The 14,635-nt window shown below is 32.7% G+C and carries 10 protein-coding genes; 1 reads left to right on the plus strand and 9 read right to left on the minus strand.

All coding sequences use genetic code 11. The features are described from left to right. Positions 1–9: 9 nt before the first annotated feature. From egtB to ACVEGE_RS18980, 8 genes are all read right to left on the minus strand, one after another. The gene (gene egtB, locus ACVEGE_RS18945) at positions 10–1,149 is read right to left on the minus strand and encodes an ergothioneine biosynthesis protein EgtB (protein ID WP_192501842.1); all 1,140 of its coding nucleotides are present in this window, start codon (positions 1,147–1,149) and stop codon (positions 10–12) included. An 873-nt stretch (positions 1,150–2,022) separates the two neighbouring features. Beyond that, on the minus strand, positions 2,023–2,787 hold the full coding sequence (locus tag ACVEGE_RS18950; protein WP_173853412.1) for an SDR family NAD(P)-dependent oxidoreductase: 765 nt from the start codon (positions 2,785–2,787) through the stop codon (positions 2,023–2,025). Between the two features lie 25 nt (positions 2,788–2,812). Next, positions 2,813–4,081, minus strand: a complete 1,269-nt coding sequence (locus ACVEGE_RS18955; protein ID WP_173856087.1) for an MFS transporter — start codon at positions 4,079–4,081, stop codon at positions 2,813–2,815. Positions 4,082–4,286: 205 nt separating this feature from the next. After that, the gene (locus ACVEGE_RS18960; RefSeq protein ID WP_173853414.1) at positions 4,287–4,988 is read right to left on the minus strand and encodes a FadR/GntR family transcriptional regulator; all 702 of its coding nucleotides are present in this window, start codon (positions 4,986–4,988) and stop codon (positions 4,287–4,289) included. A gap of 112 nt (positions 4,989–5,100) precedes the next feature. Further along, on the minus strand, positions 5,101–5,946 hold the full coding sequence (locus tag ACVEGE_RS18965) for a polysaccharide lyase family 7 protein (RefSeq protein WP_254598186.1): 846 nt from the start codon (positions 5,944–5,946) through the stop codon (positions 5,101–5,103). 19 nt (positions 5,947–5,965) lie between these two features. Continuing rightward, on the minus strand, positions 5,966–6,799 hold the full coding sequence (locus tag ACVEGE_RS18970) for a PKD domain-containing protein (protein WP_192501715.1): 834 nt from the start codon (positions 6,797–6,799) through the stop codon (positions 5,966–5,968). Between the two features lie 32 nt (positions 6,800–6,831). Next, positions 6,832–8,211, minus strand: coding sequence for a RagB/SusD family nutrient uptake outer membrane protein (locus ACVEGE_RS18975; protein WP_192501716.1), 1,380 nt, complete (start codon positions 8,209–8,211; stop codon positions 6,832–6,834). A 13-nt stretch (positions 8,212–8,224) separates the two neighbouring features. Then, on the minus strand, positions 8,225–11,284 hold the full coding sequence (locus tag ACVEGE_RS18980) for a SusC/RagA family TonB-linked outer membrane protein (RefSeq protein ID WP_173856083.1): 3,060 nt from the start codon (positions 11,282–11,284) through the stop codon (positions 8,225–8,227). A gap of 559 nt (positions 11,285–11,843) precedes the next feature. Between ACVEGE_RS18980 and ACVEGE_RS18985 the strand changes: the two genes are divergently transcribed. Next, entirely contained in the window at positions 11,844–12,233 is a 390-nt protein-coding gene (locus tag ACVEGE_RS18985) for an acyl-CoA thioesterase (RefSeq protein WP_173853419.1), read from the plus strand. Between the two features lie 83 nt (positions 12,234–12,316). On the opposite strand, the gene ACVEGE_RS18990 is transcribed toward ACVEGE_RS18985, so the two are convergent. Beyond that, a complete protein-coding gene (locus tag ACVEGE_RS18990; RefSeq protein WP_192501717.1) occupies positions 12,317–14,575 on the minus strand; it encodes an acyl-CoA dehydrogenase family protein in 2,259 nt (752 codons plus the stop codon). Positions 14,576–14,635: the final 60 nt, after the last annotated feature.

The following is a 14,635-nucleotide window of genomic DNA, read 5'->3' on the forward strand; positions in this document are numbered from 1 at the left end:
TGTTTAAAATTATTTAGCTAATCGTATTCCATTAAATTGCCAGCGCAGATTTGGATGGAAAAAATTACGGTATGTTTTTCGGCTGTGTCCATCTGGAGTAGCAACAGATCCTCCTCTAAGAACCATTTGATTAATCATGAACTTACCATTGTATTCTCCTAATGCTCCGGGAGATTTATTAAATCCCGGATAAGCAAGATAGGCGCTATTTGTCCATTCCCAGAGTTGTCCCCATTGCAATTGATCACTGGCTATTTCCCACTCAAATTCAGTAGGTAATCGGCAGCCTTTCCATTCACTATATGCAAAAGCTTCATAGAAACTAACATGCATTACAGGTAAATCAAGAGCGACTTTTTCTAAACCGTTTAAGGTATAATTCCACCACTCATTTTCAATTTTGTACCAATATAACGGAGCTTCAATTTTACTACTGTTAACCCAGCTCCATCCTTCATCATGCCAATAATTAAAATCTTGATATCCACCAGCGGTAATAAATTCTAAGTATTCCCTATTAGTCACCAGTTTATTACTGATTTCAAAATCACTAACATATACTTTATGTTTCCCTAATTCATTATCAAAACAAAAAGTGCTTTCTTGATGTCCTATTTCATAAAGTCCCTCTTTGATTTTGATAAAGCTTCCTTCTTGAATTTCGGGTTTAGTTCTATAACTATTTTCATAAACAGGAAAGGTGGGCTGGTTTCCTAAAATATATTTAATGTCATATACTAAAAGTTCTTGATGTTGCTCCTCATGATTGAGGCCAATTTCAATAATTGCTAAAATTTGCTCGTTTGGGTTTGTTGCCAAGAAAGCTTCCATTGCCTCAGTGACATATTCACGATATTTATACACTTCTTCAACAGAAGGTCTGGTCATTAAACCTCTTGAAGGACGCAAAACACGTATGCCTACGTTATTATAATAACTATTAAAAAGAAATGAAAAATCTTCATTATACACCTTATACCCCACGGCATATTTTGTCAATACAAATTCTTCCCAAAACCAAGTAGCATGAGCCAAATGCCATTTAGGAGGAGATACAAACTCACTGGCTTGAACCGAATAATCCTCGGTGATTAAGGGTTTACAAAGCTGTTCTGAATTTTTTCTGACTTTTAAAAAACGATTAATCATAAATTGGTTGTTCTAATAATGATAAGAGGACGTAAGTTACTAAATTATTTTTTGTCGAAAATTACATTTAAAAATGCTTTTATTATGGAATTAAGCTATTTTTTCAGATTTTTAAAATCTGAAATTTCATTAAATACTTACTCCTTTTTACTTGTGGCAAATATTAACCCAATAACCATCCAAGATTGATGCAATTGAATATCTTATTGCCTCTAAAAATTAATGAATTAAACATTTATAAACGCAAAAAAACCCTTCAAGAAAAGGGTTTGTTTTAAATAATAGATAAACATCTTTCAATGTATCTTTAATAAAAAAGGTTGAGGCTTTTGCACAAAGATTTTAGATAAACTACAATAAACCATATTAAAATAATTTATAAACTCAAAAAAATCCAAAACAAAACCACCACGTTACTTTATGAAAAGCCTAACCTTTTTAAATCCATGCTAAGTAAAATAGCTCTATTTTTTTAATGAAACCAAGCAGCCACTTTTAGTTTTCTATTTTTAATGGTAATATTCATAATGGTAGCTAGAGAATTACTTGCCTTGTCCTAGATTACATTGCTGGCGTGAATACTGATTTCTTTTACAAGAAAAATTTATTCTATCAACTCAAATATTACAGCTTAATTAACAACAACTTAATTATGTATTTCCTTAACTACACAAGTCCCTATTCGTCATTGATAATCTAGTATTAAGAGTGCTGATAAGCCATAATTCGATAAGGAAACAGCTCCATTAAAACAAAACCAAAATAATTAGTATTATAAATATCCGCTTGAGAATTTCTCAAATTCTTTCTGTAAAAAGACGGAATAAAAATTAACTAAAAATGGCTACTATATTCATCATTATATATATCGTATTATATTCCTAAAGCTTGACCTCCTCCAATTTGGATTGTCTCTGCTGTTATGAATGAAGCATCAGTACTAGCTAAGAAAGAAACAACCGAAGCCACTTCTTCTGGTTCACCTAATCTTCCTAATAAAATACTGTTTTTCCAAGAAGCAAAAACTTCTGGCTTAGTCGCTTTAATTTGAGCATGAAAAGGAGTGTCAATTGTTCCCGGAGAAACTGCATTCACTCTAATTCCGTATTCAGCTAAATCTTTAGCCAAAGCTCTAGTAATTGCATTAACACCCGCCTTAGATGTACCGTAGATTCCTGCTCCAGGTCCACCTGCGTTCCAAGCTGCATTTGAAGTATAATTAATTATAGATGCATTTTCTCCTTTTTTAAGGTAAGGAATTGCTGCTCTTGAAGCAAAAAATACTGAATCAAGGTTCAAAGCCATAACTGATCTGTAGAATTCAGTTGTCATATCTTCAAATCGAGATCTTCCACCTAAACCACCTGCATTATTAACTAGCACATCAATTCTACCATATTTATCACCAATTTTTTTAATGTTTGCAGTTACTTCTTCGTCACTAGTAACGTCAAACCCGTAGTATTCTGCTTTTATTCCGTCAGCTGTAAGCTCTGCCACTTTTTCTGCTCCTTTTTCATCTTCGATACCGTTTAAAATTACCGTATATCCATCTTTACCTAATCTTTTAGCTACTGCAAAACCTATTCCTCCAGTTGCACCCGTAATCACGGCAACTTTTCCTGTTTCTTTACTCATCTTAATTTATTTTATATTTACTATTTTATTTTTCTACTGGTTCTATTTTCTTAATCAGTACCATTATTGACACTATTGATAATGGTGCTAAAACTGCAATAATTATAAATGCAGGAGTGTACGAAACAGTTGTTATTTTTGGAATCAACCAGTTCATAATAATTACTGATAACGCTCCTATACTTCCTGCTAGACCTGCTAAAGTTCCCACAGATGGTCCTTTAAATAAATCACTTGATAGTGTTTGTAAGTTTCCAATGGAAAATTGGAATCCAAAAAGTACTAATCCTACGATATAAATAAATGTCATTGGACTATCACCATCTACTAGAAATATAATTCCCAATAATCCTATGAAAATTAATCCACAACCTATTGCTATTGCTATTTTTCTAGCCGCATCTACAGTTTTAGTTTCAATAAGTTTACCGCAATACCATCCTCCTACTATACTTCCAGCCATTCCGCCTAAGTAAGAAATCCAGATTGTAGAACCAATTTCTACAATGCTAAATCCAAATTTAGAATGTAAGTACAACGGCATCCAACCTACAAATAACCACCAAATAGGCTCTATGAAAAAACTTGCTGTTAATACACCCCAAGCCTCTTTGTATTTCAATATATTCAGAACACTAAGCCCTTTTTCATTTGGATTTTTACTATGACTTGCATCCCCGCTTGAAACAATTAAATCTAATTCTTCTTTAGTGATCCAAGGATGTTTATCCGGTGTAGATTTATTAATAAATAACCATGGAATAACCCATAAAACACCTATTGCTCCAATAATTATATATGTTGATCTCCATCCAAAACTGCCATACAAAAAAGCAATTAAAACGGGTGCAATTACACTACCTAAAGAAGCACCTGCATTAAAAATACCTTGTGCAATTGCTCTTTGCTTTACTGGAAACCATTCTCCGTTACTTTTTACAGCACCGGGCCAGTTTCCTGCTTCTCCTAATCCTAACAATCCTCTAAAAAGTGTTAATGAAAATAATCCTCGAGCAAAGGCATGAAAAATAGAAGCCACAGACCATAAAATAATGGATACCGTAAACCCTAATCGTGTTCCTATTATATCATATAGCTTTCCTGATAAAAATTTTCCCGCAGCATAAGTAATCATAAAAATGTTTAACATGATGGCGTAATCAGCCTCATCCATTCCTAGATCTTTCCCCATTTCTGGCCACATAATTCCAAAAGCTGTTCTGTCAATGTAATTAATTACAGTTGCAATACATATCATTGTAATAATCCACCATCTCAATCCTTTTACTTTCATGTGTCTGTTTTTTTGTTCTATTTTCACTTAAAAAAAAAGCGTAAGAATATCTGCATCACTGTTTTTAAAACAGGATGAAGTTGTTTTTTAATAGTCTAAATTGTTAATTTAAAAAGCTTATCGTATCAAGATAACAATAAATAAAATCATTTTATTTAAGTTCTCTTATCACAAAGATAATTGCGCAATTACCTATGATCCCTACTTATACATTATAGCAATACTGATATAATGCTTTAAAATGCTCTTTCATTTTTTGTTTTGCTAATTGCGGATTTTGTTCTTTAATCGCTTCGTAAATAGCAACATGCTCTTGAATACCTTTCATGGCTTGATTTTCATCACAAACATGGTGTTTTTCAAAATTGGTAATAATTTCTGGTGTGATAATCAACATCAAAGTATTGATCGTACTATTTCCACTAGCTTTGGCTATAGCCAAATGAAAAAGCAAATCTTCTTGAACTGCTTCTTTACCATTTTCTACTTTATCAGTGTAAGCATCGAGAGCGTCTTTCATTTTAATAAGATCAGCTTCAGTTCTTCTAGTAGCAGCTAATCGTACTGTTTTTAACTCTAATAAAATTCTGGTTTCTACCAAAGACTTAAAGTCTGATTCTTCTAGTCTCAAAATATCTTCGATAATTCCGTTCATTGCAATTACACCAATATTTGCAACAAAAGTTCCACTTTGAGGAATCGAATTTAGAATCCCATAAAACTCTAGCTTTTGAATCGCTTCTCTAACCGAATTCCTACTTACTTCAAATCGTTCAGAGAGCATTCTCTCAGAAGGTAGTTTATCACCAGGTTCTAAATTTTTAAAATTCATATAATCTCTAATCTTAGCAATTATATTATTTACAACCTCTTTATTATCTTTTTTAGTAAGTGCCTCTAAATTCATATATCCAATTTTAAATTAATATCTGGTTAACCAGATTGGTCTGTTAAAATTATAAAAAAAAAACCTAAAAAAAAATAAAACAACTACTTTTTTAATAGCGGTTAACTAATTATTAATGAGAAACTTTGAGTGAATAATATTTAACTTTGGCGAAAGCCCCATAATCATTCGTTTGTAAATAGTTACCCGCTTTAAAATAATTTTCAAAAACCCCCCATCTTTTTATATCCCAAGAACGGTAAACCACAGTTTCTTTATTGTTTAAAATTACTTCTAGACGTCCTTTTTGAACTTTTACCTCGAGTGTGAATTTGTTAAAACCAACCTTTTCTTTAAACTTATATCCTTTATCATCTTTCCATGCTTTGGTATTTAATACCTCTAAATCAGAAGCATCAGAATCCTTCATAATTTTAGTCTTGACACGTATTTTTCCATTATCCCAATAAATTTTTAAAATAGGAGGTGCATTATTATCATCCTCTTCAATTAGATCTTTTTGAGAATCAGTTAATCTACCATGAATTTGCATGATTATAACTTTATGATATTTCCCTTTTAAATCTTTAGAAACATCACCCATTGCGAGTGTCCCTTTTAAATTGCCACCATCACTAAATGTCCAATTTGGTTTATCCTTACCAGATACCATTTGTTCTCTTAACTCTGTACGCGAATAATGCGTATTTGTAGTAGTGACTCCAGATGGATATGCGTAAAACACAATCGAACCATCAGGATCATTGTACATGTATTTATTAATTTCAGGATTGGTGGCGTAATCCATAATTTCAGGAAAACCAACAGATGTTGGCTTTCCCTCCGGTATGGTAACTTTCCAATGACTTAAATCAAAAGGAGCAGCTGTTTTTTCAACCGTTTCCTGTGCATAACAAAAACTTGTAAGAAGCAACGCTCCTACTGTAATTTTTGCAATTCTATTTTGTTTTAAAATCATAGTATTTGTTTCAATTAATTTATTGTGGCGTGATAACAAAATCATCAATTCTAGCCTCAACAGATTCATTGGTTACTAAAATCGATATTGAAGAATTATCTCCCGAATTAAAATTCACTACCCCTTGTACATAAGCGTTAGCATCAGTTTGATCAGTAAGATTAGTTGAAGCTAAAGTAGCACCAGCTACCGCTGCTAAAGTATTTACTTCTCCTGCTAACACAGCAACATTTAAACTTCCTGCAGGCGATGTTTTTAAAGTATAATAAAAAGATAAACTATAAATTTTATTTTTTTCAACTGTAATTGTTTGATAAGCTATCCTAGTTCCATCAGATGGAAATTTACCTGCTTGAGTTCCTACAAAAACTGGACTACCTGTAATTTGTGGCGCACCACCTAGCGCGGAATTTAACCAACTATCAGTTCCTGATTCAAAACCAGCATTTAAAATCGTTGGCTTAAAAATATCTAATGGTTTTTCTACCAATACTTCTTTTGTAACAATATTTTGAACACCTAACTTATCTGAAGCGGTTAAACTAACTGTATAAGTACCAAAATCAGCATAATCGTGAGACGGATTTGCATCAATACTTGCTGCACCATCACCAAAATCCCAAGCATAAGTCGTAGCACTGGTCGAAGCGTTAGTAAAATCTACTGTTTTATTATTTGCAATATTAACCTTCGCTATAAAATCAGCTTTTGGTGGAGTTACATCAGCAATTGAAGCTTCATCAGGCCACTCAGACCCATAACTATCGCAAGCCTGTAAACTACATGCAACTATTATTGTTAATATTATTAATCTTACACTTGAAAAAGTGTGCTTATTTTTATATTTTTTCATAGTATTACTATTTTATTTTATTTTGATTGCTACTAGTAACCAGGATTTTGAAGTAATAAACCACTACTTACATTGATCTCAGCTTGTGGAATAGGTAATATTAAATCTGTAGCTGAAAATGTTACACCTGTGCTTGTTGCATAAACAGATAAAACATTTTGAGCTTCACCAAAACGAATTAAATCATACAAACGGTGATTTTCAAAAGCAAGTTCAATTCTTCTTTCATCCATTAGCATTTGCTTTGTTAGTTTAGCAGTTCCATCTTCTGCAAGTGTGCTCATTCCTGATCTTGCACGTACCCTATTGTAACTCTTAATTGCCGCAACACTTGCTGTTTCAGCCTGTCCTGCCATAATTGCTTCCGAATTTAATAAAAATACATCTGCTAAACGCAATACAATCCAGTCATTTCCACATAAACGTGCATTAGACGAAGTAGTTAGAAACTTACCATTTGCTTTAGTATCTAATTGATTGATTAAAACTGGTATTCTTTCTGTATCCAATGGACTGATTGCACCTGCCAAATTATCAGTAACAAAATCAAGTCCGCTTACTTGACCACCTTGTGTCATTTCAAAAGAAAAATCTTGTGATTCGTTAACATCATCGTTTGTATAAGGTATAGCAAACATGATTTCACTATTCTTTTCTGAATAAAAAACATCACTATAATTAGCTTGTAATGCATATTGCGAATCTCCCACTAATTGAGCTAAAATAGGTTGGGCAGCAGTATAATTTCCTTGAGTCATATATACTTTAGCAAGAATTCCTTTAGCAGCACCACTGGTAGCTCTTCCAAAAGAAGTATTAGCTTGAGATGGTAAGTTTGCAGCAGCAATTTCTAAATCATTTTGAATAAAACTTAAAACATCGCTTACCGAATTTTTATCTAAATAATCTTGATAATCAGCATCTGTAGGGGTAACCACTTTATCTAAAATTGGTACTTCACCATAAGCTCTAACCAAATTGAAATGAGCTAGTGCTCTTGTAAAACGTGCTTCTGCATCAAATTGAGCTTTTTTAGTTGCATCTCCTACAGCATCAATATTTTTCAATACTACATTTGCTCTAAAAATTACATTGTAATTTGCTCTCCAGTAAGTAACAATAGCCACATTGGTACTTTTAACATTAAAAGTTTCAAATTGTGCCCAATCTCCTTCTTGCGATTTTGATTTTGCGTTATCTGACCTCATTTCTGTCAAAGCAAATTCACGTAAAGGTACCTCTTGTAATCCATCATAAATGGCGATAACTCCTCCTTCAACTTCGTCATCATTTGTATAAAAACCATTGTCTCCTATTTGTGATATCGGTGCTAAATCTAAATCATCTTTACCACAAGAATAAGTTCCTGCGACTAGAAGCAATACTCCTAAAATTTTATATATATTTTTCATATTTTTTATGCTTTTAAAATTCAACATTTAAACCAAATGACACTGTTTTATAGATTGGTGCCGCACCTTTTTGATACCCGTAAGTCAATGGATTATCAGAACCATCAGTGATTCCCTCTGGGTTATAACCTGTATAATCTTTAGACATAATGTACATTAAGTTTTGACCAGCTACATACAAACGCATTTTGTTAATACCAAATTTTTTCACCATGTCTTTAGAGAAAGTATATCCTAAATTTACATTTCTAAGTGCAACATAAGAAGCATCTTGAACATCATCACTAGTAAAAATTCTTTGAGTCGTAAACTCTGGATTAGGAAGATCAGAAGTTGAATCTTGATTAGATGCAAACTCATTATTGATGTATTGTGAGTTAATGTTTCTCACCTCAGCACCAAAAGAGCCTTGCAACATAAAACTTAAATCAATATTTTTATACTTGAAGTTATTAGAAAAACTCCAAACTAAATCTGGGTAAGGCGTTCCTAAAATTGTTCTATCATCAGTATCAATTACACCGTCACCATTAATATCTTTTACATAAACATCTTGTGCTTGTGCATTGATTGGGTAAAATGGGTTTTTGATAAATTCTTTGTCAATTTGACTGCTTACCACATAACCATAGAAAGATGAAATTGGATGCCCTTCTAATGAAATCCATTCTGATGGACGTTTGTCATCAATAATACTAATTAATCCACTTGAACCAGCAAAATCAACTAATGTGTTTTTATTTCGAGTAAACAAAGCAGAAGATGTCCAAGAGAAATTTTTAGTTTTAATATTTTTTGAACGTAATTCTAATTCGAATCCTTCATTTTTAACCTCTCCTCTATTTACTAAAGCTGTTTCAAAACCAGTGATAGCTGCAACAGGTAAATCAATTAATAAATCTTTACTCGTTCTAGTATAATAATCAAAAGAGAAGCTAAAAATACCTCCAAATATACTTGCATCAATTCCTGGATTGAATTCTACTAATTGTTCCCAACCTAAATTAGGATTGGAGATATTAGTGGTATTAAAACCATTCGATACTCCGTCAAGACCTGTTCCTACTGGCTGTACTAAACCTATGTAATCGTACTCACCAATTCCAGAATTACTTCCTGTAACCCCATAACTTGCTCTTAATTTTAAATCTCTAACAAAATTACTTCCTGCTAAAAACTTTTCATTAGATATTCTCCATCCTACAGAAGCTGCTGGGAAGAAACCGAATTTTTTATCTGGTCCAAATTTTGAACTACCATCAGTTCTAAAACTTACTGCTAATAAATACCTATCATCATAAGAATAATTTACTCTCGATAAGTAAGAAATTAATTTTTCTTTATATTCACTTGTTGAACCACCTGTTAAATTTGCAGCTGGAATAGTTTGAATATAATCATTAGTATAACCTGCAGCAGACAATCCTACGTTTTCAGTAGACCAATGCTCTGTTGTAAAACCAGCAATTGCACTTAAGTTGTGTTTTCCAAAGTCGTTACTATAACTAAATAAACTCTCTGTTACAATATGTGTTTGCTCACTTGAATTATAAAAAGATCCAGAATCTGCAGCACCATTACGTGTTGCTTGAACTCCTCTAAATTCTTCTGATTTTACAAATCGATAATCACCACCTAAAGTTTGTTTGAAATTGAAATGATCTGTAATGTTGTATTTGAAATAGGCATTAGCAAAAAATTTAGTTTGGAATTTTTCCTCATTAATTTCATTCACTTTTGCATAAGAGTTTTGATTAGAAGTAGCACTAATACTAGTTCCTCCTGAAGCAAGTGGAACACCGTTTACTAAATCATAGTTATCAAACATTCGCTCCATAGCATAATCACCAACTTGTGCATTAGCCCATCTTCCGTTTTCTCTTAATCGGTTTACGTATTGAATAGAATTTTCATCTAAATAAACTGGCAGCCAAGGACTTTGACGAATGGCATCTACTAAGTTTATAGGAAACCTACGCTGTTTAGTAAATGAAGGATTAATCATTACACCAAATTCTAGGTTATCAGCTTTAGAGTCTAAGTTCAAACGTAAGTTCAATTTTTTGTAATTGTCATTAAGTAAAACACCTTCATCACTATTGTAACCTATAGAGGTTCTAAATTTTGTATTTGCTGAACCACCACTAATAGATAGGTTATGATCTGTTATGATTCCACCATCCATAATTTCTTTTTCCCAATTAGTATATGTACCTAATTTTTGTATGTATTTCATTTGGTCAGTTAACTCGCCACCATTATTATCAGATACATATTGTGCCCATTTATCAGGAGTAGATAAAATATTTGTTCTAGGCACAAATTTATATCCAGTATACGTATTGTAGGAGAATTTAGTTGGTCCTTCTTTCCCTTTTTTGGTTGTAACCATAACAACCCCATTTGCTCCTCTTGAACCATATATAGAAGATGAAGAGGCATCTTTTAAGATCTCAACAGACTCTACATCATTCATATCTAAACTCGATAAGAAATCAGCATCAGTTCCTACTACTATTCCGTCAACTACAATTAAAGGGTTAGATGAAAACGAGATCGAACCTTGTCCCCTTACCTTAATTGTAGGTGCTTCACCAGCTCCAGGATTTGTTTGTTGAATATTTACACCAGCTACCTGACCTATTAAAGCATCATCAACACGGGAAACCGGAATTTGATCAAGATCTGTATTTGTTACTTTAGAAATAGATCCAGTCACGTTAGCTCTTTTTTGAGTTCCATAACCTATTACTACTACTTGTTCTAATTGATTACCTGCTTCTGTCAAACTTACGTTTAGAACAGTTTGGTTGGTAATAACAATTGTTTTCGTTTCATACCCCAAGTAACTAAACTGTAGTTTGTCTCCTGAAGTAACTGAAATAGAAAAGGCTCCATCAAAGTCAGTTACTGTTCCTGCTTTAGAATTTGTTACTATTAGATTAGCACCCGGAATAGGAAGCTTATCTGAACTAGCGGTTACCTTACCTGTTACGGTGTATTTCTTTTGAGCAAATACTGCAACATTAAAAAGTAAAATAACCAATAATGAAAGTTTAATCTTTAAATTCATAATTTACTTTGTTTGGTTTAATGTGTTTTGTTTTTTAATTCAATTAAGTTTTAGCTTAATCATTAATAGCTCACTACATATAATTTTCAAAGTGACAAGGGACTAATCAAGTCTAAAAATTTAGCGAATCTGGTTTTCCAAACTGGTTTTCCAGTTTAGTTTACCAAATATAGTAATTAATATAAGAAAAACATAAAAATCATAAAATTTTATTAAAAAAAACGAATAATGCTTTTTTAGAGACTTTAAAAAGAGAATTAAATAAGTAATAAACAGCAAACAGATATTGAGCTATTCTAAGCAATAAAGAATTCATAAAAAAAAAGACTGAAATCCCTTTGTCAATTTATTTAAAAATAAAAGAACACAAACAAGTAATAATAAGTACCCCTATTAATGGTATATATATTAAGGTATAAAAAAAGCAATAAATTTGTTATTGATAAGTGATTTCTCAACACAAAAAAGTTGAAACAATTAAGAAAATAGTACATTTGATTATTAAAACAATGTTAAGCCTATGGGTTTATTATTAGAACTAAAAATAAAGAAAACAATAATGACTTTAGAAGAAAAAATTTTAAAAGCTGAGACACGAATATTTAAAGCTGTTTTTCCTAGTACCACAAACCACTATGACACTTTGTTTGGAGGTACCGCATTATACCATATGGATGAAGTGGCTTTTATTGCTGCTACGCGTTTTAGCCGACAAAAAATGGTTACTGTAAGTAGTGATAAAATTGATTTTAAAAAACCTATTCCGGCAGGAACCATCATTGAACTTGTAGGAAGCGTTACGCACGTAGGTAATACTAGTTTAAAAGTAAAAGTCGAAATTTTTATTGAACAAATGTATTCTGACAATAGAGAAAAAGCTATTACGGGCGAATTTACTTTTGTTGCTATCGATGATGACAAACAACCTGTTTCTATTATAAAAGATTAAGCAGCTGCTTTTAGTAATAAATTGAAATAAGAAAGCCCAACTCCTAGCAACTAAGTGTTGGGCTTTAATTTTATCAAAAAGGTTTAAAAAGCGATTGGTGCTGCCAAACAAGAATCTGGAATAGCAAAAGCATCTACCAGCGCCACAGCCGATGGACGGATATCCCAACATAGTTGATTGACCATTTTACGAATTGCTTTTGTTTTTACTGCTTCCATATAACCATCTTCTAAATACCACGATTTATTTTTCTCTAATTGAGAAAGCGCATACAACTGATTCAGTTTTATCAAAATAGCTTTTGTTTTTTCATCTCCAACAGTTGCAATTACTAACTGAAACTGTTCTAAAACAACGCGTTCTAGATAAGCTTGCGCTACATCAATCATTTGGTGCTGTACAACATTAAAAGCATCATAAGGTTCTAAGCCATTATCTATAAGTTTTTTTAATCTTTTTGCTGCCGATGCTAAAATCGTTTTTTCTCTATGTTCAAAAGCTTGAAAATGAAATTGACTATCTAATAAATGCTCGGTATCTGTATTGCGGGTTGTAATGGGATTTTTTTCAGTAATAGCTGTTTTAGCATTTTCAAAAACATAATTAATTATCCCTAGAGAGCCCATTTCTCCAAAGGCTTTTCTAAATTCTGACAGCCTATTTTTTGCTACTAATTGCATTAAAACAGTATTATCGCCTTCAAAAGTGGTGTATATTTCCGTATCGTTTTTTAAAGCATCAATTCTGTTTTCTGATAAATATCCTTTTCCGCCGCAAGCTTCTCTACATTCTTGTAAAATTGCAGTTGTGTTCCAAGTAGAATATGCTTTCATACCTGCTGCAAGTGCTTCAATTTCTTGCATCTCAGATTCTTTTTTATTTAAAAACCGCTTTGTTACATATTGTAAGGCAAAATGCACGGCATAGGTTTTAGCTAATGGCGGTAACAACCTTCTTTGATGCATGCGGTAATTTAAAATAGGAACTTCGGAACCGCCTTCGGGACCAAATTGTCTGCGTTGGTCGCTATATTTTATTGTTATTGCTAATCCACTTTTGGCTGCAGCCAAAGCAGAACGCGGAATCCCAATTCTCCCTCCTACTAATGTCCCCAGCATTGTAAAGAAACGCCTGTTATCACTAGGAATTGGACTTTCGAATTTGCCTTCTTCATTCACCGAAGCAAATCGATCCAACATATTTTCTTTAGGAATCACCACTTGATTGAACTGAATTGTTCCATTATCCACTCCGTTTAAACCCATTTTATGTCCGCAATCCCCTATTTTTATTCCTTTTAAGGTTTTTCCACTTGTATCTCGTAACGGTACAATAAAAGCGTTTACACCATAATCGTGATCGTCTATAATAAGTTTGGCGAATACAGTCGCCATTTGGCCATGAACTGCAGCATTACCTATATATTCTTTTTGCGCTTTTTCGTGAGGCGTATGTATTGTAAATGTTTTATCATTATGATTGTAAGTAGCTGTAGTCTCAAGTCCTTTTACATTAGAACCATGATGTGTTTCAGTCATTGCAAAACATCCTGGTATTTTAAGCGAACCAATGTCTTGAAGGTATTTACTGTAATGTTTTTCAGTCCCTAAAGATTGTACGCTCATTCCCCAAAGACCAAACTGTACACCAAATTTAATTACCAAACTCAAATCATGATAACTTAAGGTTTCCATGATAGCAAAATAATCGGCTATATTTTCTCCCCCGCCATATCTTGCTGGGTAAGCCATGTTTCCAAAGTTTTCTTTTGCCAAAATTTGACACCATTCATACACTTTTTCTCTATAAATCGCAGTATCTGTAGTGGTGCAATAAGCAAATTCAGGTCTAGAAATAACCGCTTTCACTTTGTTTATAATCGCTGCTTGTTCTCCGTCTAAAAGAGCCGTAATCGTAGGGATATCAAAATTGGTAGTAGTTTGATAATTTGAAGTAAAGGAATTGGCAACAGTTTTAAAGTTGCTAATCACTTCCTCGGTTAAAATCCCTAAGTCCGATTCTAATTTTGTAAACTCCGTTTTTAAATCTACGATGGCGCTATTATCATTAGAGAGTACTAAAGCCAAATCAAAAACTGATTTTATTGCAGGACTAGCTTGAACTGTCCTCTGAATTTCATAATACCATTCCGTGATTGTTTCTCGTGATGGCGGGTTTGTTATTGCTATTTTAGACAATACCTCTTCTTTTTCCTTTGGCGAAAGCCAAGACTGATTTGTAACAAAATGTTGTAGTGTAACAAACTCCTTTTGCGTTAACAAATCATCAGACCAAATCAGGTAAAAAAAGGGAATAAAGGCTTGAATTTTATCGTTTTTCATAATCAATGTAGTACTAGCGTTGAAAATTGTATTTATAATGCTTACTAATGGTAAAAAAAG

It is taken from the genome of Flavobacterium sp. PL002 (genome assembly GCF_054165825.1).